The following is a 24,175-nucleotide window of genomic DNA, read 5'->3' as shown; positions in this document are numbered from 1 at the left end:
AGTTACTCCTCACCAAACATCATCCACGCATGGGCTGACTGAGCGTCACCCAGACACTACCGTTGACCGAGCGCACCTCACGCACGTTCTTCAGCTCGTGCCTGCGTGCCAGATCCCCCAGCGTCAGGCCGATCCGGGCAAGGTTCCCGGCCCAGTCGTCCGTTGCGATGGAAAGCCGCATTTCGCGGTCTTCCAGATATATCTCGATACCCCGCGCGGGGCTCACCGTGATCGACGCGATGGCGCCCGCCTCCACCGGCAGGCTGCCCGCATGCAAATCTTTCATGAATCGCGGCAGGTAGGCCACGTCATCCTCGGCACCTGCTTCCACGGACAGGGTCGGCAGCGAGAGGAAATTGCGGCTCTCCACTGGGGCGATGGCCTCGCCGGATTCATTGGCGTAATACAGCACCCCGTCCTTGTGGACCCAAAAGGTGGGCATACGCTCCTTAATCTTGATGACGAAGCGGTCCGGCAACAGCCGTTTGACCGAGACCTCTTCCACCCAAGGCGTGGCACGCAGCTTGCGCTCCACTTCCGCAATGCTGACCGCCAGAGAGTTTTCCCCTTCCTTCAGGCCGCCGTACTGCAGGACCATCTCCCGCGACAGTCTGACATTTCCGGCCACGTCGATATGCCGCGTGGCGAAGAAGTCACTGGTCGTGGCCTTGCCATACAGCCAGATAGACCCGGCACACAGACCTGTTACCGCCGCGACCAGCACTACCAGCAGGAGCAGGACGCAAAAAAAACGCTGCACACGCCCGCCCTGCAGCTTGCTCCAAAGGGAGAAGTGCCGTTTTTCCCTTGCCGGTTTGCTCCGGTTGCGGGTGTTGGGACGGGAAGCGGTGCCGCGACTGGGAGTAGGCGTCGAACTGCCGCTGTAAGAACGCGTATTGCGCCGATTTTTTTTCAGCGAAAAGGTCACGGCACGATCCTGACTTCCGTTTCCAGCGTGATGCCGAACTGGTCCAGCACCCCCTGCCGCGCGCTCTCGATCAGCTCGAACGCGGCGCTCGCGCTGCCATTCCCTTCATTTATCAAAAAATTGGCATGCATGGTCGAAAAAGCCATTCCTCCGAGCCGCCTGCCGCGAAAGCCGGCCCTATCCAGAAGGATGCCGGCTGGTTTGTCCGGGGCCGGGTTTTTGAACACACAGCCCGCACTCCACGCTGTCACAGGTTGTTTAGACTTTTTCTCGCAAATATTGCGATGCATGAGTTTAGAAATGCCATCCCTGTCAGTCTTGGTCAAGTCAAATATGGCTTCGAGCACAAGAAAGCCGTTTTTTCTACCGTCCACCAGCAGGGTTCTGTAGCCATACTGCAGTTTTGCTGCCGGGAAGACCTGCGGACGACCATCGACAACAGCCCTGATTTCCAAAAGATTCCTGCATGTTTCGCAACCGTAGGAGCCTGCGTTCATGGCCACGGCCCCCCCGACGCTCCCGGGGATGCCGACAAGGCCCTCAAGGCCGCCCAGCCCCCGCCGGGCACAGAAACCAAGCAGGCGCGGCAGGGGCACACCCGCCCCTACCCGCACATGGGCCCGCTCTTCAGATTCCCAGACGACCTCAGGGCCTTCCTTGATTGCAGAACGCAGCAGCACAACTGGTAATTCGCCGTCCCGCGCAAGCAGATTCGTGCCTGCGCCAATGATGAACGGGCTCCCGCCCAGCTGCCGCAACCGTTCTGCCAGCAGCGGATAGTCCTCGGCACGCTCAAGCACCAGTTCCGCGATGGCCCGGCCCCCGAGATGCAGCGATGTCCGCTCCGCCAGCGAAGGGGACAGGATCTCACGCATCCTTGCCGCCCTCCAGCCAGGCAGGTCCCACGCGGGTGATGGTACCGGCCCCCAGGGTCAGCAGCACGTCACCGGGCTGCAAAATATCATCCAGCCCCTTGACCATGGCGTCGATGGTCTGGAAGTAGGTGACGGGAGTCTCGGAGACCTGACGCATGCCCTGGGCCAGGCTCTCGCCGGAGACACCGGGGATGGGCTTTTCGGAAGCGGCGTAGATCTCGGTCAGCACCAGCTGGTCCACCACGTCGAAGACCTTGCAGAACTCGCCAAAATGAGCCTGGGTACGGCTGAAGCGGTGCGGCTGGAAAGCCACCACCAGACGGCGGTTGGGGAAGACCTGGCGGGCCGTGGCCAGCGTGGCCGCGATCTCGGCCGGATGATGGCCGTAGTCGTCGATGACGGTCACTCCATTGCGTTCGCCCTTGAATTCAAAGCGGCGCCCCACGCCCCGGAAAGTGGCCAGACCTTCCACACAGCGCTCGAAGGGGATGTCGGCAGCCGTGGCCGCGCCGATGGCGGCCAGGGCATTGAGGATATTGTGGCGTCCGGGATGGGGAAGGCTCACTTCGCCCAGCTTCCGGTCATCGCGCCAGACCTCGAAACGGCTGGTCATGCCCGACTCCAGCAGCACGGCGCGCAGCTGGTTGTCGGCGGCGAAGCCGTAGGTCAGCACCGGACGCTTGACGCGCGGCAGCAGAGCCCGCACGCCGGGATCATCGCCGCAGACCACGTTGAGGCCGTAGAACGGCACCTTGTTCATGAACTGGACAAAGGCGTCGTCGATGGCCTGCCGGGTCCCGTAGTGGTCCAGATGGTCTTCATCCACGTTGGTGACCACGTTGATGATGGGGAACAGGCAGAGGAAGGAACCGTCGGACTCGTCGGCTTCGGCGATAAGGTAGTGGCCGCTGCCCAGATGGGCATTGGTGCCGTAGACATTGAGGCGCCCCCCAATGATGACCGTGGGGTCCAGACCGGCCGTGTCGAAAATGGAGGCCGTCAGGGACGTGGTGGTGGTCTTGCCGTGGGTACCGGCAATGGCCACGCCCTGGCGCAGGCGCATCAGTTCGGCCAGCATCTCGGCACGGGGGATGATGGCGATGTTGCGGCGGCGCGCTTCCACCACTTCGGGGTTGTCCTCGGCAATGGCCGTAGACTTGACCAGCACCTGCACGTTGCCAACGTTCTCGGCCGCATGGCCCACGGCGATGCGGGCCCCAAGACTGCGCAGATGTTTGACCACGGCCGAATCGCTCATGTCCGAGCCCGAGATGTCATAGCCCAGGTTGAGCAGGACTTCCGCGATGCCGCTCATGCCGGCGCCGCCGATGCCCACCATGTGAATCTGCCGAATCTTGCTGTCCATATGTCTCTCTCTATCCGGAAGAAGATGTTATCGTGAACTTACCGTGCGCACACGGTTTCCAGTTCCGCGGCCACCAGCTCCGCCGCGCGGACACGGGCACAGCCGGAAGCCGCAGCGGCCATGGCGCGCAGCCTGTCGGTATCCTGCAACAGATCCGTGACCTGCGCCATGAGGCCGTCGCTTTCCATGCGGGCCTCGGGCAGCATCAGGGCCGCGCCTTCGGCCACCAGGGCCTGGGCGTTGCGCGTCTGATGATCATGTACCGCATAAGGGAACGGCACCAACACCGAGGGCAGGCCCGCGGCGCAAAGCTCGGCCACGGTGGTGGCCCCGGCGCGGCAAAGCACCAGATCCGCCCAGGCATAGGCCGAAGCCATGTCGTCGATGAAGGCGCTCACACAGGCCGGGTCATAGCCCGCCGCCGCATAGGCATCACGGGTCACGGCCTCGTCACGCACACCGGTCTGATGGCGCACTTCAATGCCCGCCGCCCGCAAGGCATCAAGATGCCGGCACACATGCACGTTAAGGGCATGGGCCCCCAGGGACCCCCCCATGACCAGCAGGCGCTTGCCGGAAAAATCATGCTGCCGCCCGGCCAGCGCCACCACGGCAGCGCGCACGGGGTTGCCCGTTAGCACGGTCCTGGAGGCATCGAAGCCCTCGGTCCCCGGCAGGGACAGGCAGATGCGCCGGGCAAGGCGCCCCAGAATACGGTTGCTCATGCCGGCGATGGCGTTCTGCTCATGCAGCACCGTGGGCACACCGGCCAGACGGGCCGCCAGCATGGGCGCGAAGGCGGCATAACCGCCAAAACCGGCCACTACCTGGGGCCGGAAGCGCCGGATGATGCCCCGGGCCCGGCAGACGGCACAGGCCATGCGCCCCGCAGCGGCAAAGGCCCGCAGGCCACGTCCCAAGAAGCCGCGCACCGGCAGGCCGATGAAATCGATGCCCGCCGCCTGGGCCAGACGCTGTTCCGGGCCGTACTGCGAGCCCACGAACAGCAGTTCCACACCGGGATGGCGCTGACGCAGGGCTTCCGCCACGGCCAGCGCCGGGAAGATGTGTCCGCCGGTACCGCCGGTGGTTAAGAGGACTCTTTCCATATGCTCCCCTCCTTGCCCGTGGCCGTGCGAGAAAAATTCATGAGCAGGCCCACGCAGAGCATGGTGGCCATAAGATTACTGCCGCCGTAGCTCATCAGGGGCATGGGCACGCCCTTGGGCGGTGCCACCCCCATGACCACGGCCAGATTCATGACGGCACCCATGGCCAGGATGACCGTCAGGCCAAAGGCCGTCAGACGGTCGCGCAGTTCGGTCTGGCGCATGATGATGCGGTAACAGCGCCAGAACAGCAGGCCGAACAGCAGCATGACCACGGTGATGCCCACAAAGCCCAGCTCCTCGGCCAGCACGGCCATGATGAAGTCGTTGTGGGCTTCGGGCAGATAGAACATCTTCTGTCGGCTGGCGCCCACGCCCACGCCGAAAAAGCCGCCCGAACCGATGGCCAGCAGGGACTGCACCAGGTGATAGCCCGTGTCGGTGGGATCGGCGAACGGATCCAGAAAGGCCAGCAGGCGGCGCAGGCGGTAAGGCTCAAGGATGGCCAGGGCCATGGCGCCGGCGCAGGCCAGGATCATGGCGAAGAACAGATAGATGAAACGCGTGCCCCCGGCCAGACACATGAAGAACAAGATGCTGGCCACCACCACGGCGCTGCCGAAGTCGGGCTGCAACAGCAGCAGACCGCAGAACAGGCCCGTTACGGCAAAGGGCGGAATGACGCCCCGGCTGAAAGTTTTGACCAGCGCCTGCTTGGAGCTCATGAAATAGGCCAGATACAAGGCCAGGGAGATCTTAACAAACTCCATGGGCTGCAGGTTCACGGGCCCCAGAGGAATCCAGCGCTTGGCGCCGTTGATGGACGGCGTCAGGGGCGACAGGGTCAGCAGGAGCAGGAACAGGGACAGAAAGATGGCCGGATACTGCAATTTGTAGAGCCAGCTGCGGGGCATGAGGGCCGCGCCCCAAAGCACGAGGCCCCCGCCGCAAGCAAAAATCAGTTGGCGCTTAAAAAAGTAGTACTTGTCGCCATTCACCTGCTCGGCCACGATGCCGCTGGCCGACAGCACCATGATGAGGCCGATGGCCAGGATGATGAGCATCAGGGTGAACAGCCACCAGTCGAAGCCTTCAAAGCTCACCTTGCCCAGAGCGCGCGAGATGCCTCCGCCCTGGGGAGCGGCTTCTTCCTTTTTCTTTTCCTTCCTGCTCAGGAACATGTTCTTCATGCCAGGCTTCCCACGATGCGCTTGAAGTCGTTGCCGCGTTCCACATAATTGCGGTACTGGTCAAAGCTGGAAGTCGCCGGGGCCAGCAGAACCACATCGCCCTCCACCACCTTGTCCTGCAGGGCAAGTACCGCGTCTTCCATGCGCTCGTGCCAGCACAGGGGCACCACGCCCTGCCAGGCCGCCTCGAAGATCTCGCGGCTGGCCCCGTACAGGTTCACGCTTTTTGCCTTGCGGCGCAGCAGATCCTTCATACCGTCCAGATCCCCGCCCTTGAACTTGCCGCCGCACAACAGATGCACGGGATGTTCCATGGCTTCCAGCGCCACTTCCAGAGCGGCCACCGTGGTGCATTTGGAGTCGTTCACATAAAGCACACCGTGCACGCGGGCCACGGATTCCAGCCGGTTGGGCAGGGGCTTGAAGGCAGCCACCGCGCGGGCCGCATTCGCCAGCGTCACGCCAAAGGGACGGCAAGCCTGCCAGGCGGCCTCGGCATTGAACTGGTTGTGCTGCCCGAACAGGGGGCAATCAGGGAAACGTCCTTCGGGCCGGATCCACACCTTGCGGGCCCTGAGGCCAAAGCGGGCGGCGGTCTCTTCCAACTCGGGCGCCAGCACCGCCAGATCTTCTTCCGTCTGACAGCGGAACAGGTGGAACTTGGCCTCGATGTATTCTTCCATGTCCTTGTGGTAATCCAGATGGTTGGGCGAGATGTTCAGCACCACGCCCACCCGGGGATGGAAGGTGGAGCAGCACTGGAGCTGGAAGCTTGAGGTCTCCAGCACCAGCACGTCGGCCTTTTCGCCGGAAAGCAGATATTCCGAAAGGGGCGTGCCGATATTGCCGCCCAGAAAAACACGCAGGCCCTGCTCCCGCAGCATGGCCGCCGCCAGACTGACCGTGGTGGTCTTGCCGCTGGTGCCGGTCACCGCCAGCACGGGCTCGCCGTCAAGGGCGCGCCAGGCCAGCTCCATCTCGGCCAGGATCTCGGTACCTTCCGCATCGGCATGGGGGCCCATCATCTCGCGCAGGCGCACCACGGGCAGGCCGGGGCTGGGCACCACCATCTTCGCACCGGCAAAGAGCTCCGGCCCCTGTTCCCCCAGCACAAGTTCGATGCCTTCCGCGCGCAGGGCCGCGGCCTGCGCTTCGTCCAGAGCTTGGGGATTGCTCTCCAGCAGGCGCACCCGGGCGCCCTGCCGCAACAGAAGACGGGCCGCTGCCTTGCCGGAACGCCCGGCACCCACCACTACAGCCAGTTCACCGGCCTTGATGCACCGGCCACGATCTTCATTCTGAGCCATATCACATTCCTCGCGGATAAGATATTGCCGCGCACTGCACCGGCAGGCACGGCGGACAGGAGAAAAAACAGCGAGCGGGCCCCGGCCTCATGCAGCCGGAGCCCTCGCCATCAGCGCAGTTTCAGTACCGACAGGGCCACCAGCCCCAGCAGTGCGGACGTGATCCAGAACCGGATGATGATTTTCGATTCCGGTATGCCCTTCAGTTCAAAGTGATGATGCAGGGGCGCCATGCGGAACAGGCGTTTGCCGCCTGTCCAGCGGAAGTAACTCACCTGCATGATGACCGACAGGGTCTCGGCCACGAACAGGCCGCCCACCACGGCCAGGATGAGTTCCTGCTTGCAGAGCAAGGCCAGATAGCCAAGCACGCCGCCCAGGGCCAGCGAGCCCACATCGCCCATGAAGACCTGGGCCGGATAGGCGTTGAACCACAAAAAGCCCAGCCCCGCGCCCACCAGGGCCGCGCAAAAAACCGTGACCTCACCGACGCCCGGCGTGTAGGGCAGCAGCAGATAATTGGCGAAGCGGGCATGCCCCGTCACATAGATGAAGATGGCGAACACGATACCGGCCACGATGCAGGGCCCGATGGCCAGACCGTCCAGGCCGTCGGTCAGGTTGACGGCATTGGAGGAGGCCACCATCACGAAGACACCGAACGGCAGGTACAGAGGACCAAGGTCAGGCGCCCAGTCCTTGACGAAGGGGATGCTCAGCTGACTGGAGTAGCCGGGATCCATGACCAGAAAGAGCATGGCCACCACAGCCACCACCAGCTGGCCCGCCAGCTTGGCCCGGCCGCTGATGCCGCGGTTCTCGGCATGGCGCAGCTTGGTCATGTCGTCCCAAAAGCCCACGGCCGCAAAGCCCCAGAACACAAGCAGGGTCTGCCAGATGTAAAAATTGCCCAGATCCGCCCACAGCAGCAGGCTGACCGTGAGGCTGAAGAGCATCAGCAGGCCGCCCATGGTGGGCGTGCCTTCCTTGCAGGCATGGGCCGTCACTTCATGCAGGATGTGCTGGCCGCATTTAAGGCGGCGCAACCAGGCGATGAACCGGGGACCCAGCAGGATGGAGAGCACCAGGGCCGTGATGAGCGCGGCCATGGAACGGAAGGTGATGTACCGGAAAACATTGAGCGCCGTCCATTCGGACGCCCACGGTACCAGCAGGTTATACAGCATCTACAGACTCTCCGTACGGCTGCCGGGCAGCCAGTCGCTCTGCTCCAGAGCTTCAAGCAATTCTTCCAGATGGTTGCCGCGCGATCCCTTGAAGAGCATGAGGCCCCCCTGCTCTCCCGTCTCGGCGGAAAGATGTTCACGCAGGGCCTGCACGAAGGCCTCGCCGGAATCCACGGGCAGGAACTTGCCCGTGTACAGCCCGTGCTCCAGGCCGTCCCGCACGGCATCGCCATGACCGCCGCGCCAGAAGACCAGCACAGGACGCAACTGGGCCAGATGCCTGCCCAGACGTTCATGCTCCCTGTCCGCCACGCTGCCCAGTTCGCGCATCTCGCCCAGCACCACCACGAAAGGCCGTTTCTGGGCGCTTTCCGCCGCGGCGTCAAGCATGCGGGCCATGGAAAGCGGATTCGCGTTGTAGGTATCGTCCACGATGTCCCAGTTGCCGCGACGGCTGCGGGCAAAACGCTGCGGCGGCAGCTGCGCGTCGGCAAAACCGGCGGCGATCTCCTCGGCAGTCAGGCCCAGCATGTGGGCGGCGGCCGCCACGGCGATGCAGTTCTCGGTACCGTAATCACCGCGGAAAGGCGCGATGACGTCGCAGGGACGACCGTCCAGCCACAGGCGGTACTGGCCGTGCACACCGTCGCTGCACCCGGCATAGGCCGCACGATAGGAGAGCGGACGCCCGCTGGCCGTAAAGAAGAGCACATCGCCGAACACGGCCCGCGCCTCGCGGACAAGGTCGTCATAGTCGGCGCTCACGAGGGCCTGGCCTTCGGGGGCCAGATGGGCCAGAAGACGGGACTTGTGCCAGGCCACGCCGCGTTCGCCCAGCCCTTCGGTATGGGCGGCGCCCACGTTGAGGATCAGGGCCAGATCGGGCTGGAGGATGGCCCCCAGCTCGTCCATGTCGCCTTCATGACTGATACCGGCCTCGAAGACCCAAAAGTCCTCGTCCCCGTCGGTCTTGAGCATGCACAGGGGCATGCCCACCTGATTATTGAGGTTGAGGGCATTGCAGGCGGTCTTGCCGCGCCGCGACAGCACATGGGCCAGCAGCTCCTTGACCGTGGTCTTGCCCGCGGAACCGGTGATGCCCACCACCCGGGCAGAGGACTTGCCGCGCCAGAGGGCGGCCACGGCGCCCAGGGCACGCACCGTGTCCTGAACCAGCAGGACAGGCACGGACAGGCCTTCCAGCGGACGGGCGGCCAGCACGGCCACAGCGCCCTGCTCCACGGCACGGGCGGCATAATTATGGCCGTCCACACGCTCGCCGGCGATGCAAACGAACAGGCTGCCGGGCACGGCCTCGCGGCTGTCCGTGACGACGGAAGTGACCGTCACGCTGCCGTCGGTCACCTTCACATCCCGGGCACAGCCCAGGCAACGAACGATTTCAGCAAGATCTAGGCGCACCCCAACAGCTCCCGCACCACTTCCTGATCACTGTAGTGATGTTTGGTGCCCTGAATGATCTGATAATCCTCATGGCCCTTGCCGGCGATCAGCAGGGCATCATCGGGACCGAGCATTTCCACGGCCTTGGCCGTAGCCTTGCGGCGGTCCACTTCCACCACGACTTCCCTGGCTTCACGCAGACCGGGCAGCACGTCCTTGAGGATGGCTTCCGGGTCCTCGAAACGGGGATTGTCCGATGTCAGCACGGCCACGTCGGAATAACGGGCCACCGCTTCGCCCATGATGGGGCGCTTGGTGCGGTCACGATTGCCGCCACAGCCGAAGACCGTGACGATGCGCTTGAAACCGGCGCCGCGCAGGGCCTTCAGGACGTTGACCAGAGCGTCCGGCGTGTGGGCGTAGTCCACGAAGACGTGCAGCTTGCGGGCATTGGGCACCCGCTCCAGACGGCCGCACACACCGTGGAAGTCTTCCAGATGGCGCAGATCGTCCGGCATCAGGCCCAGTTCCAGGGCCAGGGCCTGTACGGAGAGCAGGTTGGAGGCATTGAAGGCCCCCACCAGCGGCGAGCGCAGTTCCCACTGCTGGCCGTCCAGATGCATGCGCAGATGGCAGCCGTCCGTACCGGCGGACAACAGCTCGCCCCACAGATGACGCTGCTGCGGGAGCGCCTTTTGCAGGCCGAAGGACAGGGCACGCGGGCACAGCTCCAGCAGGCGGCGGCCCCAAGGATCATCGCCGTTGATGGCCATGACCTTGTCGGCACGGGGCAGCTCCAGGAACAGGCGGGACTTGGCCCGGAAATAGCTCTCCATGTCCTGGTGGAAATCCAGATGGTCCTGGGTCAGGTTGCTGAAGGAGGCCCCGGCAAAGGGCACCCCGCAGACGCGCTGCTGTTCCAGGGCGTGGGAAGAGACCTCCATGACGGCGATGTCCACCCCGGCCTGCGCCATGGCCGCCAGCATGGCGTGCACGCGCAGGGGATCGGGCGTGGTCAGGGGCGCGGCCTCGCAATGGCCGGGCCAGCGGTAGCTCACCGTGCCCAGCACGCCCACCTTGTGTCCGGTGGCCGTGAACAGATGCTCCAGCAAATAGGCGCTGGTGGTCTTGCCGTTGGTGCCGGTGACGCCCAGCACGCGCAGCGGCAGGCTGCCGGTATGCCAGCGGGCCTCGGCCAGACGCCACAGGGCCTCGCGGGGATCGTCATGATGGATCACCGTGCAGCCCGCGGCACGGGCGGCCTCGGCTTCGGCCCCTCCGGGCAGGCAGACGATGGTGGACGCACCGGCCTCCACGGCCGGCGGGATGAAACGGGCGCCGTCGGCATTGACGCCGGGGACAGCCACAAAGATGTCCCCCTTGCCGACTTCACGCGAGTCGGAGCGGATCTCCCCTCCCTCGCGGCGCACCTTGTCGAGCAATTGTTCGAATTCGCGATTCACGGTTACCTCTCCGAGAGCCACAGAATGTAAGTGACGTTTTCTCCTTCCTTGGGCCAGGCCGTGCCCGGCGGCGGGCTCTGCCTGACCACGCGCGTGCCGCTCCCCTTGAGCTCCGGCACGATCCCGGCGCGGGCAAAAAGTTCCACGGCGTTGCGCACCGTCTTTCCCTTGACGTCGGGGACCCGGCTGGAGGCCTTGGCCAGATGGCCGGGCTGCTGCATGGACGGCGGACGACTGGTCTGGACGTCTTCCTTGGCCAGGAAGGGCACATCCAGACGCGAAAGCTTGAGGCCGCGCTGACGGCCCTTGTCCTTGTCCGGCTTGTCGTCCTTTTCCGCCTGACTGGTGGCATCAGGCACGATGGCGCCGCTGTAGGTGATGGCGCGCGAGGCGATCTCGCGGAACACGGGCGCGGCCACCACGCCCCCGTACTGGTTCTTGGTGGGTTCGTCCACCAGCACCACGATCAGATAGCGGGGATTGTCGGCGGGCAAAAAGCCCACGAAGGAGGCCAGACGCTTGGCGCCGTAGGAACCCGCCTTGTGGTCGGCCTTCTGGGCGGTGCCGGTCTTGCCGGCCACTTCCACCCCTTCGATACGGGCCCGCTTGCCGGTACCGTCCTTTTCTTCCACCACGTCGCGCATCATGCCCATGACCTCACGGCAGACGCGCTCCGAAAAGATGCGTTCGTAACGCTGTTCCACGTTGACCTGCTCGCGCAGCAGGCGCAGCGGCTTGTAGACACCATTGTTGAGCAGGGTCAAGTAGCCCTGCGCCATCTGCAGGGCCGTGACGGACACGCTCTGCCCGAAGGAGGCGGACATGAGGTCGGCCTCGCTCCAGGAGCGGGGCTGGCGCAGGATGCCCCGGCTGTCGGCCACGGGCACGCAGGTGCTCTCCCCGAAGCCGAGGGCGCGCAGGTACTTGTAGAGCGTGGGTGACCCCAGCTCCAGACCGATCTTGGCCATGCCGATGTTGGAGGAATAGCGCAGCACCTTGTGCGCGGGCAGCACGCCCTGCCGCGAGGTGTCGCGGATGGTCACCTTCTTGATCTCCCACTTGCCGTTCTCGCAGTCGATGGCCGTATTGCGGTTGATCTTGCGCTCCTGCAGGGCCGAGGCCATGACGAAGGGCTTGAAGGTGGAACCGGGTTCCAGGGCGTCGGAGGCCAGCCGGTTGCGGTAGATCATGGGGCTGGACTGCCGGTAGGTATTGGGATTGAAGAAGGGATACTGCGCCCAGGCCAGGATGTCGCCACTGGGCACATCCACCACCAGGGCCCCGCTCCAGCGGGCATCGAAGTCCCGGGCGGCACGGGCCACGGCTTCTTCGGCGATGAACTGCAGCTGCACGTCCAGCGTCAGCATCAGGTCCTCGCCGCGGAGCTCGTCCTTGCCTTCTTCGTGCAGGTAAAAACGGCGGCCCATGGCGTCGCGCTGCACCACCATGCGGGTGGGCGTGCCCGCAAGACGGTCGTCCAGCGAGCGTTCCAGGCCTTCCAGGCCCTTGTCGTCCACGCCCACGAAACCGAGCAGCTGCCCGGCCAGATGCTTGAAGGGATAGACGCGGTCGTATTCTTTGGAAAGGCCGATACCGGGCAGGCCCGCCTTGCGCACGGCCTCGGCGGTGTAATCGTCCACCTTGCGGCGCACCCAGACGAAACGGCGCTTGGTCTTGGAAAGCTCATCATAGAGCTTTTGCGGCTCGATGCCGAGGATGGGTCCCAGGGTGTTGGCCATGGTCAGGAAATCCTGGATCTCCTGCGGCCGGGCATAGACGGAACGGGCCTCCACACTGCGGGCCAGCACCTGCCCGTTGCGGTCCATGATCATGCCGCGCTTGCCGGTGACCAGCTCCGTGGCCATATGCTGGCGGCGGGCTTTGTCGGCCAGACGCGGGCCCTCGATCATCTGCAGATACCAGGCACGGCCCCACAGGCCCAGCCACAGGACGCAGAAGATGGCCACGACAGCGGCGATACGGGCCTTGCCCCAGTCCACCCTGTCGACCCAGCTCAGGCCCCTGTTCTTGGGCGCAACAGAAACACGCCGGGCCCCACCGCTGCGTACGGTACGCGATGCGGTACGGCCCGGACGACGTTTCTTGTCTCCGGTATCGGATGAGAATTTGAACATGCGTCCCCCGCTTGTGATGCTTGCCGGCTAGTGCGCTTCCATACGCCGGACCTGCCCCGGCTTCGGCTCCTTCATGCCGATCTCCTCCGCCTTGCGGCGCAGCTCGTACGGGGAAAGAAGGCGCTCCCGCTCCACTTCCAGCTTGGCGCGCAGGGCCTTGCGTTCCTGCAACTTGTTCTGGGCGATATTGATGAAGTAGGTGGTATCGATGCGCTCGATATTGCTCCAGACCAGGATCAGGCACATGGTCATGCAGGCCAGCAGTCCCAGCGCCAGCAGGAGCAGCCAGCTTTTGGTCTGCACCTTGCCCTGTCCGCGGAACGGCAGCCCGACCGACAGCTTCTTCATGAAACCGCCTCGGCTATTTTCTCCACGGCCCGCAGTTTGGCACTGCTGGCACGCGGATTGACGGCCAGCTCGTCATCGTCGGCCTGTACGGGCTTTTTGTACAGGATCTCGACTTCCGGCACATGGTGGCACACGCACACCGGCACATGCCGGGGGCAACGGCAGCCCTCGGCCCAGTAGCGCATGGTCTGCTTGACCATGCGGTCTTCCAGGGAGTGGAAGGAAATGACCGCCAGACGGCCGCCCAGGGACAGACGGCCCAGGATGGCATCGAGGAAGCGGCGCAGCTCGCCCAACTCGTCATTGACGGCCATACGCAGGGCCTGGAAGGTGCGCGTGGCGGGATGGCGGCGGGCCTTGGCGCGCCACGCGGGCGGATAGGCCTTCTCCACCAAAGCCGCCAGCTGGGCGGTGGTATCGATGGGGCTCTTCTGGCGGGCATCCACGATGGCCCGGGCTATGCGCCCGGCCTGCGGCTCCTCGCCCAGGGTGGCGATGCATTCCTTGAGGCGGTCGAAACTTTCGCGATTGACCCAGTGCCAGGCCGAAGGCGCGCCGGAATGCTGGTCCATGCGCATGTCCAGGGGCCCGTCCCCGTAAAAGCTGAAGCCGCGCTCCGCCTCGTCCAGCTGCAGGGAGGAGACGCCGATATCCAGCAGCACGGCATCGACCTTGTCCCAACCCAGGTCATCGAGGGCCTCCTCGAACTGGCTGTAGCGGCAATGGTAGGTATGGACGCGCCCACCAAAAGGCTCCAGCCGGCGCCGGGCCAGTTCCAAGGCTTCCTCGTCCCGGTCCAGGGCGCAGAGTTCCGCCTGGGGGGCCGCCTGCAACATGGCAGAGCTGTGCCCGGCCATGCCGAGCGTGCCGTCCAGGATGCGCACGGGGCGATCCCTTCCGGCATCCAGCACGGGCTGCAGGGCCGCAAGGGTTTCCTTCATCAGGACAGGGATGTGCAGATCAGCCGCATTTCGTTCCTGTCCCTGCTGCTGCATGGTCATGCTTACCTCTAAAGAGCTATATCAAGATGACAGGCCGCCACTTCATCGCTGACGTCCTCCACCAGCAGGGCATCGAAGCGGGCCTGATCCCAGATCTCGAACTTGTCCGCCATGCCCACCAGTACCACGTCCTTTTCCAGACCGGCGGCACGCATCAGGGGCTGCGGGATACGTATGCGGCCCTGCGCATCGGGGACCATCCGCTGCGCAAGACCGAGCAACTTCGTTTTGACGTGGGAAAGCTTCATGGAAGGGAGGGGGACGCTGTTCAGCTTTTCGACGATGGCTTCCCAATCCGCAGGCATGTAGGCCTTGAGGCCTCCGTACAGACCTATGGTCAGCCAGAAGGAACCATCCCCGGCGGCCAGCAGGGCATCCCTGTACTCTGGCGGCAGCAGCAGACGGCCCTTGGCGTCAAGATTGCGATATGCGCTCTGGATAAACAGATTTGCCACCGATCCTACCACCTGTCGCCCACTATTTACCACGTTTTCCCACTTATGCCCCACCCTTTCCCCCGCTGTCAAGCGAACATGACGGGACGGTGACAATCACGTGATTTTGTTTGCTAATTATTCCAATGGGCTGCCTGTGACACGGGGTGAGGCCCCCCTGCCCACCGGCGTTTTTCCTGCCGCTTGACAAGCCGCAGGAAAGCCCGGATAGTTTTTTCTGGACATACAGCTTTATGAGAGAACATCCGTGCCCCCGCACGGGTATGAAAGGAATAAAGATATGAGAACCAAGATCGTCGCCACCATCGGCCCGGCTTCCAATTCCAAGGAAAAGCTGCGTCAGCTCGTCGAAGCGGGCGTCAGCGTCTTCCGCCTGAACTTCTCCCACGGTTCGGCTGCGGATTTCGTCCGTATCATCAATGATATCCGTGAAGTGGAAAAGGAGCTGGACAAGCCCATCACCATCATGCAGGACCTGTCCGGCCCCAAGATCCGTCTGGGTGTCGTGCAGGAAAAGACCATCCAGGTCACCAAGGGCATGCAGCTGCTGCTGGGCCTTTCCGACCAGCGCACCGATGAGATGCCCTTCCTGCCCTTCGACCATCCCGAGATCCTGGAGACCCTGGAGCCCGGCGACCGCATGGTGCTGGCCGACGGCGGCCTGCAGTTCACCGTGCAGCAGAGCCGCCCCGACGGTCTGGTGCTGCTGGAAGCCAACAACAGCGGCATTGTAACCTCGCGCAAGGGCCTGGCCCTGCCCGGCAAGGCCACCAAGGTGCGCGCCCTGACCGAAAAGGACAAAAAGGACCTGAGCGACGGTCTGGCCCTGGGCGTGGACGCCGTGGCCATCTCCTATGTACAGACGGCTGACGACGTGCGCGAAGCCAAACAGCTCATTGCCGCATCGGGCCGCCGCGTGCCGGTGGTGGTCAAGCTGGAGCGCCAGAACGCCGTGGACAACCTGGACGAGATCCTGAAGGAGACCGACGTCATCATGGTGGCGCGCGGCGACCTGGGCGTGGAATGCCCCCTGCCCCTGCTGCCCGCCCTGCAAAAGCGCATCATCCGCGCCTGCAACGCCATCTCCAAGCCGGTCATCGTGGCCACGCAGATGCTGCTCTCCATGGTCAACAGCCCCGCGCCCACCCGCGCCGAGACCACGGACGTGGCCAACGCCGTGCTGGACGGCGCCGACTGCGTGATGCTCTCCGAAGAGACCGCCATGGGCAACTTCCCGGTGGAGACCGTGCAGTACATGCGCAAGATCACCGACGAGGCCGAAAAGCTGCTGGTCAATGACCGCAAGCTGGAAGAACCGGCCGCGGACAAGGGCATCCCCGAGTTCCTGGCCTACTCCGCCTGCCTGCTGGCCGAAAAGGCCCACGCCAAGGCCATCGTCTCCCACAGCCTCAGCGGTGCGTCGGCCCGTCAGGTCTCCTGCCGCCGTCCTCCCCAGGATATCTACGCCCTGACCCCCGACCCGGTGACCATCAAGGCCCTGAACTTCGTCTGGGGCGTGCACCCCGTGTTCGTCGCCGATCCGACCAGCGATCCCAGCCACCTGAGCCGCGCCGAGAACTTCATCCACAACTGCCCGGACTTCCTGCCCAATGAATGCGCCGTCATCACCGCCGGCCAGCTCAAGGGCTCCACGGCTACCCCGCGCGGTACCAACCTGGTCAAACTTTACTGGAAGTAAGACCGCCATAACGGCATCACCTGCCATCCCCAAGGCCGTCCCCATCGGGACGGCCTTTTTTATACCCAAAAGGCATATATCAACATACTAAAATAATTCATCTTTTTATTTATCTCAAAAAAATATCCACTTTTTTCATTTTTTTGTTTGACAAGAGGGCAGGTTTTGCGTAGGTTCCATTTTCGCGATGGGCTGTCGTTCAATTGGCAGGACGGCGGATTCTGGCTCCGCTAATCAAGGTTCGAGTCCTTGCAGCCCAGCCATAAAAACTTCATAGTGCGTCCCCATCGTCTAGCCGGCCCAGGACAACGGCCTTTCACGCCGTCGACAGGGGTTCAAATCCCCTTGGGGACGCCAAATTTAGGTACAAAGAAGAATGCCAAGGTCCAAAAGACCTTGGCATTCTTTGTTTTTTCTTTCCAGTATGGTTTCCCGAAGTCCAGCCTCGTCCGCTTGCATCCAAACATTTTATGGGTATATCCGTAGGTAGAAATGTGGTACGACATTTCTGATACCTACATGAATAACCGCGCGGAATCAAAAATATTTTTATCCATGGGGGTATCTCTTCGTCCAACGACAGCCAAGGAGTGCCCATGCCTCTTACCGATACCCACATCCGCAGTCTGAAACCCGACGTGAAGCCCCGCAAGTATTTTGACGGCGGCGGTCTGTTTCTTTTCGTTCCCGCCAACGGAAGCAAGCTCTGGAGAATGGCCTACCGTTTTGACGGCAAGAGCAAGCTGCTCAGTTTCGGGGAATATCCCACCGTATCACTCAAGGACGCCAGAGAACGCCGCGAAGAGGCGAAGCGTATGTTGTCCAGGGGAATCGACCCCTCAGACCATAAACGGCAGATACGACAGGCCAGAGCCATCGCGGAACGCGACAGCTTCCAGAATATCGCCAGAGAATGGCATGAAACCCGTATGGCGGAGTTTTCCGAAAAGCATCAGGGAACTGTTATGTACCGGCTGGAGACCTACATTTTTCCGGCCATCGGCAAGACGCATATCGCCAAACTTGAGACACGGGACGTTATGGAGGTCGTCAAGCCTCTGGAACAGAGGGGAAACTACGAGACTTCCCGGAGAGTATTGCAAATCATCAGTCAGGTGTTCCGCTATGCGGTCATCACGGGCCGGGCGAAACACAATGTCGCAGCCGATCTGCGGGGAGCCTTACGACCGCGAAAAACTGTTCACCGGGCGGCAGTGCTGGAACCGGAGAAAGTCGGTCAGCTTCTGCGGGATATCGACGCCTACGAAGGTTATTTTCCTCTGGTCTGCGCTTTGAAGCTGGCTCCGCTGGTCTTCACCCGTCCCACGGAACTGCGTGCCGCTCAATGGAAAGAATTCGACCTTGAGGCCGGGGAATGGCGCATCCCTGCGGAACGCATGAAAATGCGCCGTCAGCATCTTGTTCCCTTGTCCAGACAGGCAATATCCATTCTTCGGGAACTTCAAAAATACTCCGGGGAGGGAAAATTCCTCTTTCCCTCCATCCGCACGGAGGTGCGGCCCATTTCTGATGCGACCATGCTCAATGCGCTCCGGCGCATGGGCTACCAGAAACACGAAATGAGCGTGCACGGCTTTCGCTCCATCGCTTCCACATTGCTCAATGAACTCGGCTATAACCGGGACTGGATAGAGCGGCAGCTTGCCCACGGGGAACAAGACGAAGTGCGGGCGGCATACAATTATGCGGAATATCTGCCTGAGCGCCGAAAGATGATGCAGGATTGGGCGGACTATCTGGATGGGCTGCGCAACGCCAAGCGGAAAGGGAGCGGAGATACGGTATGAAAGAGTACGCCATGACAGAACGGGATGTCTGTATCGTTATCGGGAAAACGGAGGATGAAACTCAGGTGACGGATAACGACACTGGCTGGAGTGAAGAAGAAAAGGACCGTATGAGACAATACGGCTATGACGACATGGATATCATCCGGGCATGGTATAGCTGAAACAGGTTTTACAGGAAAACAGCGGCAGCAAGGACATGGGAAGTCCCTGTCGCTGTTTTTTGTTGTCCATTTTTTGACGACAGACTATGCTTTTCTCCATGACAGACCGGCAAATCATTACCCTAGGCAGAGTACGGCAGGCGTATGGCCTGACCGCCAGAGAAGGCGACATGCTTGTTCAGGCGCTCTGGCCTGACGCCGTTCAGCCTCTGGAATTGTGGCGCACCACATATGAATCCTGCTGGCAGGCATTTGTTGCGGGCAGACACGCCGCATATGGAACGCAGATACCGGAATTTCCTTCAGTGCCGGAAGCGAATATGGGCATTCAGACGTATCTGCTTGGTTTTGATGTGATGGAATTTTTCAGAAAGATATCAACGATTGTTCCTCTTAACTCCCTGCGATATGGACTGAATGTTATTCTTGAAGAAGCCTTTGAAGATACGGCGTCTGTCTTTCCCAAGGAACGAGAATTTCTGTTCAGCAGTCTGGAGAGACTGAAAACAGAAGACATCTTCGAGCAGTATTCACCGGACTCGCCTCTCTTTGAGAAGCCGATATTCTCCATGCCCGCCTCAAGTTATCACTTCATTGCGCATATCTTTACCGATACCATAATGGTGGACAGGGACGCCGCCATCAGGCAGCTCCGCCATTATCCCCTGCGCCGGGAAGTAAAAGGCATCGCCCGCGCCCTTGTGGAATCCCTTTTACGGGCAGCTCCGCCGGAATCGTCCGTTGCCGACAAAGCGGCGGCAGTTCCCCTGTGTGAAAGGTCGCCACAGGATGGAAAACTCGTTTTTCGTATTCCCGGAGCCGTTTGGGAAGGAAGGCCGGATGCGGCTGTCCGTGACGCCATGAAAGAAAAGTATCCTCTTTCGGTCATCGCTTATGTTCTTCTGTACTGGTGTGGTCCTCAAAAATCCGAGACCAGTCACAAAACCCCGCAGGGCAGAAAGACACATGTGGGGCGCTTGCTTGCGGGCAAAGAGTACAGGGACGACAAATCCTATCGCAATTTGATGGATATGCTCCTCAAGGAAGCGGAGACATACACCATAATCAAGGCGTGACCAGCCTGTCGCTTTCCCATCTTTTTTGGATTTTCCCGTCATTTTCCCGTCCGATTCCCTCACGGGAATTGTTTGACGTGTGCCAGATTCTCCTGAAATCCAACCAGATTCAGGAGATTTTTTTTATGAAACAGCATCAAGCTCCCATCCCCGTCCACGGCCTTCTGCGTCTGCCTCAGGTTCTCAGCATGATTCCCATAAGCAAGAGCGCATGGTGGGAGGGGTGTCGCACCGGACGTTATCCCAAACCCGTGAAACTCGGTCCCAGAACTACGGTCTGGAGAGCAGAGGATATTGCCGCTTTCATCGAACGTCTTGGCAGGCAGGGGGAAGAGCATGAGTAATCCCCTGCAAACCTTTCGGGACATCCTGACCGACAAGGGATTGATTCCGGCCGAAATCATGGCGGACGGAAAACTGCATCGCTGTCCCACCCAGACCAAACCGCACAAACAGAACGGCGCATATATCGCGCATGTCGATATCCCTGCGACACTTTGGTGGTGCAACTGGGAAAACGGTGAACAGGGCACGTTCTGCACAGAAGAAAAGCAAACGCTTTCCGTGTCCGAACTTTCCGCATGGCGGGAACGTCAACACTCCATACAGCGGCAACGCGAAGCGGAATATGCCGAACGCCATGCTGAAGCAGCTCAACTGGCCAGACAGGAATGGAACTCGGCACGAAGGTGCGACGCCAACCATCCCTATCTGCACCGCAAGGGCATTACAGCTTTGGAAAGCATACGGCAGGCACGGGACGGCTCTCTGCTTATTCCTGTTATGGATGCCGCAAACAATCTGCAAAGTCTGCAACGCATCTATCCTGATGGAACAAAGCGTTTTCTCGTGGGCGGCAAGGTATCTGGAGGACAATTCATCATTCAGGGGCAGTCGGAAAAGCCCGTTGCCGTTTGTGAGGGGTTTGCCACAGGCACAAGTATCCATCTTGCCACAGGCTGGACGGTTTATGTGGCCTTTTCCGCAAACAATCTCGCGAGAGTGGCCAAGACCGTGAAAGAACGCTTTCCGGACAAGACCATCATCATTTGCGGCGACAATGACGAAGCCGGACTCAGGAAGGGGGAGGATGCAGCCGGCCTCGCAAACGCTCAACTTCTGTTTCCCCACTTCACCGACGACAACGGTACGGATTTTAATGACCTTCACCAGATTGAAGGCATTGAGGCCGTCCGCTCGCAACTGGAAACGGCGCTGACCAAACAGCAAGGTCTTATCGCTCTGGACATGGGCGAATTTCTTTCCATGTCCATACCTGAACGGGGGTATCTTTTATCGCCCGTTCTTCCGGTACAGGGCATAGGCATCCTGTACGCCCCGCGCGGCATAGGCAAGACATTCGCCGCGTTGAGCATCGCCGTTGCGGTGGCTTCCGGCGGAGCCGTGTTCAACTGGCGTGCGCCGATGCCCAAACGGACGCTGTATGTGGATGGGGAAATGCCCGCCACATCCATGCAGAACCGCCTTTCCGCTCTTGTCAACGGCATGTCCATTCCCCCTCATACGTTGAAAAACATGGCGCTCATCACACCGGATTTGCAGCCCTGTCCCATGCCGGATTTGTCCACCGCCGGTGGGCAGGCCATGATTGAGCCGTTTCTGAAAGACGTGGACATGGTTGTGCTGGACAACATAGCAACCCTGTGCCGCACCGGAAAGGAAAACGAGTCTCAGTCCTGGCAGACCATGCAGGCGTGGTTGCTGGAATTACGCCGCAGAGGGATGACCGTCCTGCTTATCCATCATGCCGGAAAATCCGGCGACCAGCGCGGCACCAGCGCCAGAGAAGACATTATGGACACGGTGATCAGTCTGCGCAGGCCCAGGGAATACAGCATGGCCGAAGGCGCACGTTTTGAAGTTCACCTGACCAAGGCGCGGGGCATATTGGGCGATGACGCCAAACCCTTTGAGGCCAACCTGATTACCGAAGGCAATGCCCTGCATTGGCGGGTTCGGGACATTGAAGATGTGGAACTGGAGGAATTGAAAAGGCTGCTCGGCGAGGGATACAGCATTCGTGACTGCGCCGAGGAAATGGGAAAATCAAAATCGTCTGTCCACAGATTGAAAAGAAAACTGGAAGGTCTCGCTTGACCATTTTCCAGGTGTCCCGCTGTACCGCTGCCTAAGCACCGGTACAGCGGGACACCTGCAATATTCATCGTATCTGTCATCCCATGAAGTCCAGCCAAATCCGAACAGATTTTCAATTCTTGTCCCGCGTAAACTGAAAAAGTGTCCCGCATTCCTGTCACAGAAAGAACGGGACATCCATTGATACAAGGAAGTATTGCCATGTCCTATCTCGTACTCCACATGGACAAATTCAAGAAGGAGGCCATACGCGGCATCCAGAGCCACAACCGACGGGAGCGGGAGAGCCACAGCAACCCCGATATTGACTACGACAGAAGCGCGGCGAACTACGAGCTGCACGAAGCCGCCTCGTCGAACTATGCCGAGGCCATTCAGAATCGCATTGACGACCTCCTGCTGGTCAAGGCTGTAAGAAAGGACGCCGTGCGCATGTGCGGGCTTATCGTCACCTCAGACAAGGCGTTTTTTGATGGCCTCACGCCGGAGGAAACAAGGCGTTTCTTTGAGGAGAGCAAAGCCTTTCTCACGGAGTTTGTGGGCGCGGAGAATGTCATTTCCGCAATGGTTCACATGGATGAAAAGACGCCGCACATGCACTTCCTTCATGTGCCGGTGACGCCGGACGGGAGGCTCAACGCCAATAAAATCTATACCCGTCAGAGTCTGCGGAAACTGCAATCCGGGCTCCCCCCCCATCTGCAAAGCCGGGGCTTCGTCATTGAGCGCGGCGTGGAACAGACACCTGGTTCCGTGAAAAAGCATCTGGATAGCCGCGAGTTCAAGCAGCAACAGGAAGCATTGGAGAAACTGATTCAGGAATCCGAAGAGACTTCCCGAAATTCACGGCAGCTTATCAGCGCATTGGAACAGCGTGAGGAAGAGTTGAGAAAGAGCATTGAAGAGTATGAGCGGCAGGCTGAGGAAGCGGAAAAGGTACTTCGGGAGGAGACCGATCTACCGAAAGCCTCTTTTCTCAATTATCCGTCCGTGCTGAAAAAAGCCTCATCTCTCATTGAAGAACTGAAAAAGGCGCTTGCCGTCAAACACCTTGTCCAGCTGCGGGAAGAAGCACTGCAACGGGAAGTGGATACCCTTCGCGGAAAACTGACGCAGCTTGAAGCGGGATACACGGCCCACAGAAAACAAAGCCATGAGGAAAAAGAGGAGCTGGAGAAGCAGTTGAAGAAAATGAAGAGAATGATGGCAGGCTATCAGGAATTTCTGCGTCTGCCGGAAATCCGACCGCTCCATATCGAGTTCGTGGAGCGCAAGCGTGCCGAACAGCTCCAGCGCCAGCAGGAAGATGAGCGGCAGCGGCAGGAGCAGGCAACGCGGGACAGGGAGCGTCGGCAGGCGATGACCGCTCGCGGCATGAGGATGAGGTAAGGCGTCGGGGAGAAATCTTCGCACAGGCCGAAGATATAGCCCACTATGCTTCACTTGCGTGAAGCGTGGGCGACCGTCCCGCTCGACCGGAAAAACAAAACACCAATCCGGGGCATGGCCCCGGCGAACCACAGGAAAAGCACCATGACCATTACCGCGACTCAGTTGAAGGAAATCAGACAGGAATTCGCCACTCTCAAACCCGCTTCCGTCACACTGGAGGGGAACAGAGTCATGTCCGTCAAAGAAGCCGTCTTCGTTCTGGCCCCGACACTGGAGCGGATGAGAAAGCGTGGCTTCGACACACAGGAGATTGTCGAACGTCTGCACGAAAAAGGCATTGATGTGAAGCCCCAAACTCTGACCAAGTATCTGACCGAAGCCAGACGGCAACGGGAAGGGCGAAAGTCAAAGATGCAAGACACACCCCCGCATCCTCCGAAACGCGAACAACGCTCCAGCTTCATTACTCCTGATATACCCGATGATGAACTATGAACATAAATCCACTGAAAGGAGAAAATCTTATGGCAGAAACTTACGGATATATTCGCGTATCCAGTACAGATCAGAACGAGAGCCGTCAGCGCATCGCCCTTGAGCGGCAAGCCATCCCGTCAGACCGCATTTTCATGGATAAACTGTCGGGCAAGGATTTTCAGCGTCCACAATATCAGGCTATGCTAAAAAAGTTCAGACCGGGTGACCAGCTATGTATTACAAGCATTGACAGGCTTGGCAGAAATTACGAGGAGATTCTGGAACAGTGGCGGGTAATTACCAAGGAAAAGCGCGTAGACATCTTTGTGCTGGATATGCCACTGCTGGACACACGGCGCGACAAAAACCTGCTCGGCACCTTCATTGCCGACCTTGTTTTGCAAGTACTTTCCTTTGTGGCTCAGAACGAACGGGAGAATATTCGCAGCAGACAGGCTCAGGGGATTGCGGCAGCCAAGCAAAGCGGCGTGCGGTTCGGGCACGCGCCACGACCGCTTCCCCCAAATTTTCCGGAAACATATACCTTATGGACAGAGGGTGCCATCTCGACATCGGAAGCGGCAAAACGTTCCGGCATGGCTCGTTCCACATTCCGCATTCGTGCGGAGTCATTCAAAAAAAATTGTCCATAATATGTCGATAAAGTGTACCT

The 24,175-nt window shown here is 60.8% G+C and carries 22 protein-coding genes and 2 tRNA genes; 11 read left to right on the top strand and 13 right to left on the bottom strand.

Features of this window, described 5'->3' with window-relative positions; all coding sequences use genetic code 11:
• Positions 1-19 precede the first annotated feature (19 nt).
• From ACQRBR_RS05090 to ACQRBR_RS05030, 13 genes are all read right to left on the bottom strand, one after another.
• Positions 20-760, bottom strand: a complete 741-nt coding sequence (locus tag ACQRBR_RS05090; protein WP_303881367.1) for a cell division protein FtsQ/DivIB — start codon at positions 758-760, stop codon at positions 20-22.
• A 164-nt stretch (positions 761-924) separates the two neighbouring features.
• Positions 925-1,803 (bottom strand): UDP-N-acetylmuramate dehydrogenase, encoded by an 879-nt coding sequence (gene murB, locus ACQRBR_RS05085; RefSeq protein WP_303881363.1) that lies wholly within the window; start codon positions 1,801-1,803, stop codon positions 925-927.
• On the bottom strand, positions 1,796-3,169 hold the full coding sequence (gene murC / locus ACQRBR_RS05080) for a UDP-N-acetylmuramate--L-alanine ligase (protein WP_321127037.1): 1,374 nt from the start codon (positions 3,167-3,169) through the stop codon (positions 1,796-1,798). Before murC ends, murB begins: the two co-directional genes overlap by 8 nt.
• Before the next feature lie 38 nt (positions 3,170-3,207).
• The gene (gene murG, locus ACQRBR_RS05075) at positions 3,208-4,278 is read right to left on the bottom strand and encodes an undecaprenyldiphospho-muramoylpentapeptide beta-N-acetylglucosaminyltransferase (protein WP_321127039.1); all 1,071 of its coding nucleotides are present in this window, start codon (positions 4,276-4,278) and stop codon (positions 3,208-3,210) included.
• Positions 4,260-5,468 carry a putative lipid II flippase FtsW gene (gene ftsW / locus ACQRBR_RS05070; protein ID WP_204626213.1) on the bottom strand — a complete coding sequence of 403 codons (1,209 nt, stop codon included), beginning with the start codon at positions 5,466-5,468 and terminating at the stop codon, positions 4,260-4,262. The genes murG and ftsW overlap by 19 nt, the downstream gene beginning before the upstream one ends.
• Positions 5,465-6,775 carry a UDP-N-acetylmuramoyl-L-alanine--D-glutamate ligase gene (gene murD / locus ACQRBR_RS05065; RefSeq protein WP_427812477.1) on the bottom strand — a complete coding sequence of 437 codons (1,311 nt, stop codon included), beginning with the start codon at positions 6,773-6,775 and terminating at the stop codon, positions 5,465-5,467. Before murD ends, ftsW begins: the two co-directional genes overlap by 4 nt.
• Positions 6,776-6,885: 110 nt before the next feature.
• The gene (gene mraY, locus ACQRBR_RS05060; RefSeq protein ID WP_006004106.1) at positions 6,886-7,962 is read right to left on the bottom strand and encodes a phospho-N-acetylmuramoyl-pentapeptide-transferase; all 1,077 of its coding nucleotides are present in this window, start codon (positions 7,960-7,962) and stop codon (positions 6,886-6,888) included.
• Complete coding sequence (locus ACQRBR_RS05055) at positions 7,963-9,384, bottom strand: UDP-N-acetylmuramoyl-tripeptide--D-alanyl-D-alanine ligase (protein WP_427812476.1); 1,422 nt, start codon at positions 9,382-9,384, stop codon at positions 7,963-7,965.
• Positions 9,375-10,829 carry a UDP-N-acetylmuramoyl-L-alanyl-D-glutamate--2,6-diaminopimelate ligase gene (locus tag ACQRBR_RS05050; protein ID WP_427812475.1) on the bottom strand — a complete coding sequence of 485 codons (1,455 nt, stop codon included), beginning with the start codon at positions 10,827-10,829 and terminating at the stop codon, positions 9,375-9,377. Before ACQRBR_RS05050 ends, ACQRBR_RS05055 begins: the two co-directional genes overlap by 10 nt.
• Before the next feature lie 2 nt (positions 10,830-10,831).
• Positions 10,832-12,964, bottom strand: coding sequence for a penicillin-binding transpeptidase domain-containing protein (locus ACQRBR_RS05045; protein ID WP_427812474.1), 2,133 nt, complete (start codon positions 12,962-12,964; stop codon positions 10,832-10,834).
• Between the two features lie 27 nt (positions 12,965-12,991).
• Positions 12,992-13,312 (bottom strand): hypothetical protein, encoded by a 321-nt coding sequence (locus ACQRBR_RS05040; RefSeq protein ID WP_168935452.1) that lies wholly within the window; start codon positions 13,310-13,312, stop codon positions 12,992-12,994.
• Positions 13,309-14,313, bottom strand: coding sequence for a 16S rRNA (cytosine(1402)-N(4))-methyltransferase RsmH (gene rsmH, locus ACQRBR_RS05035; RefSeq protein ID WP_204674773.1), 1,005 nt, complete (start codon positions 14,311-14,313; stop codon positions 13,309-13,311). The genes ACQRBR_RS05040 and rsmH overlap by 4 nt, the downstream gene beginning before the upstream one ends.
• 8 nt (positions 14,314-14,321) lie before the next feature.
• Entirely contained in the window at positions 14,322-14,768 is a 447-nt protein-coding gene (locus tag ACQRBR_RS05030; protein ID WP_006004095.1) for a division/cell wall cluster transcriptional repressor MraZ, read from the bottom strand.
• A gap of 280 nt (positions 14,769-15,048) precedes the next feature.
• On the opposite strand from ACQRBR_RS05030, the gene pyk reads away from it, so the two are divergent.
• From pyk to ACQRBR_RS04975, 11 genes are all read left to right on the top strand, one after another.
• A complete protein-coding gene (gene pyk, locus ACQRBR_RS05025; protein ID WP_321031478.1) occupies positions 15,049-16,467 on the top strand; it encodes a pyruvate kinase in 1,419 nt (472 codons plus the stop codon).
• A gap of 188 nt (positions 16,468-16,655) precedes the next feature.
• Positions 16,656-16,730, top strand: a tRNA-Gln gene (locus ACQRBR_RS05020).
• Between the two features lie 17 nt (positions 16,731-16,747).
• A tRNA-Glu gene (locus ACQRBR_RS05015) sits at positions 16,748-16,824 on the top strand.
• A 239-nt stretch (positions 16,825-17,063) separates the two neighbouring features.
• Positions 17,064-18,275, top strand: coding sequence for a tyrosine-type recombinase/integrase (locus ACQRBR_RS05010; protein ID WP_427812473.1), 1,212 nt, complete (start codon positions 17,064-17,066; stop codon positions 18,273-18,275).
• Entirely contained in the window at positions 18,272-18,439 is a 168-nt protein-coding gene (locus tag ACQRBR_RS05005) for a hypothetical protein (protein WP_427812472.1), read from the top strand. Before ACQRBR_RS05010 ends, ACQRBR_RS05005 begins: the two co-directional genes overlap by 4 nt.
• Before the next feature lie 86 nt (positions 18,440-18,525).
• Positions 18,526-19,515 carry a hypothetical protein gene (locus tag ACQRBR_RS05000; RefSeq protein ID WP_427812471.1) on the top strand — a complete coding sequence of 330 codons (990 nt, stop codon included), beginning with the start codon at positions 18,526-18,528 and terminating at the stop codon, positions 19,513-19,515.
• A 125-nt stretch (positions 19,516-19,640) separates the two neighbouring features.
• Positions 19,641-19,859 carry a helix-turn-helix transcriptional regulator gene (locus ACQRBR_RS04995; protein ID WP_303866802.1) on the top strand — a complete coding sequence of 73 codons (219 nt, stop codon included), beginning with the start codon at positions 19,641-19,643 and terminating at the stop codon, positions 19,857-19,859.
• On the top strand, positions 19,852-21,633 hold the full coding sequence (locus ACQRBR_RS04990; protein WP_337381617.1) for an AAA family ATPase: 1,782 nt from the start codon (positions 19,852-19,854) through the stop codon (positions 21,631-21,633). The genes ACQRBR_RS04995 and ACQRBR_RS04990 overlap by 8 nt, the downstream gene beginning before the upstream one ends.
• 201 nt (positions 21,634-21,834) lie before the next feature.
• The gene (mobV, locus tag ACQRBR_RS04985; RefSeq protein WP_427812470.1) at positions 21,835-23,022 is read left to right on the top strand and encodes a MobV family relaxase; all 1,188 of its coding nucleotides are present in this window, start codon (positions 21,835-21,837) and stop codon (positions 23,020-23,022) included.
• Positions 23,023-23,166: 144 nt separating this feature from the next.
• A complete protein-coding gene (locus ACQRBR_RS04980; protein ID WP_278732734.1) occupies positions 23,167-23,520 on the top strand; it encodes a protein MobC in 354 nt (117 codons plus the stop codon).
• A gap of 29 nt (positions 23,521-23,549) precedes the next feature.
• Complete coding sequence (locus ACQRBR_RS04975) at positions 23,550-24,155, top strand: recombinase family protein (protein ID WP_278732736.1); 606 nt, start codon at positions 23,550-23,552, stop codon at positions 24,153-24,155.
• Positions 24,156-24,175 lie beyond the last annotated feature (20 nt).

Origin of the sequence: Desulfovibrio sp. SGI.133 (assembly GCF_050313955.1) — a bacterium.
Lineage (GTDB): Bacteria > Desulfobacterota > Desulfovibrionia > Desulfovibrionales > Desulfovibrionaceae > Desulfovibrio.
This window is presented reverse-complemented; position numbering and strand designations above follow the sequence as displayed.

Bases quoted from the DNA above. Each gene is read 5' to 3' on its own strand.
- murB (WP_303881363.1), bottom strand. From the start codon at position 1,803: ATGCGTGAGATCCTGTCCCCTTCGCTGGCGGAGCGGACATCGCTGCAT.
- murC (WP_321127037.1), bottom strand. From the start codon at position 3,169: ATGGACAGCAAGATTCGGCAGATTCACATGGTGGGCATCGGCGGCGCC.
- murG (WP_321127039.1), bottom strand. From the start codon at position 4,278: ATGGAAAGAGTCCTCTTAACCACCGGCGGTACCGGCGGACACATCTTC.
- ftsW (WP_204626213.1), bottom strand. From the start codon at position 5,468: ATGAAGAACATGTTCCTGAGCAGGAAGGAAAAGAAAAAGGAAGAAGCC.
- murD (WP_427812477.1), bottom strand. From the start codon at position 6,775: ATGGCTCAGAATGAAGATCGTGGCCGGTGCATCAAGGCCGGTGAACTG.
- mraY (WP_006004106.1), bottom strand. From the start codon at position 7,962: ATGCTGTATAACCTGCTGGTACCGTGGGCGTCCGAATGGACGGCGCTC.
- ACQRBR_RS05045 (WP_427812474.1), bottom strand. From the start codon at position 12,964: ATGTTCAAATTCTCATCCGATACCGGAGACAAGAAACGTCGTCCGGGC.
- ACQRBR_RS05040 (WP_168935452.1), bottom strand. From the start codon at position 13,312: ATGAAGAAGCTGTCGGTCGGGCTGCCGTTCCGCGGACAGGGCAAGGTG.
- rsmH (WP_204674773.1), bottom strand. From the start codon at position 14,313: ATGACCATGCAGCAGCAGGGACAGGAACGAAATGCGGCTGATCTGCAC.
- pyk (WP_321031478.1), top strand. From the start codon at position 15,049: ATGAGAACCAAGATCGTCGCCACCATCGGCCCGGCTTCCAATTCCAAG.
- ACQRBR_RS05010 (WP_427812473.1), top strand. From the start codon at position 17,064: ATGCCTCTTACCGATACCCACATCCGCAGTCTGAAACCCGACGTGAAG.
- ACQRBR_RS05005 (WP_427812472.1), top strand. From the start codon at position 18,272: ATGAAAGAGTACGCCATGACAGAACGGGATGTCTGTATCGTTATCGGG.
- ACQRBR_RS05000 (WP_427812471.1), top strand. From the start codon at position 18,526: ATGCTTTTCTCCATGACAGACCGGCAAATCATTACCCTAGGCAGAGTA.
- ACQRBR_RS04995 (WP_303866802.1), top strand. From the start codon at position 19,641: ATGAAACAGCATCAAGCTCCCATCCCCGTCCACGGCCTTCTGCGTCTG.
- ACQRBR_RS04990 (WP_337381617.1), top strand. From the start codon at position 19,852: ATGAGTAATCCCCTGCAAACCTTTCGGGACATCCTGACCGACAAGGGA.
- mobV (WP_427812470.1), top strand. From the start codon at position 21,835: ATGTCCTATCTCGTACTCCACATGGACAAATTCAAGAAGGAGGCCATA.
- ACQRBR_RS04980 (WP_278732734.1), top strand. From the start codon at position 23,167: ATGACCATTACCGCGACTCAGTTGAAGGAAATCAGACAGGAATTCGCC.
- ACQRBR_RS04975 (WP_278732736.1), top strand. From the start codon at position 23,550: ATGGCAGAAACTTACGGATATATTCGCGTATCCAGTACAGATCAGAAC.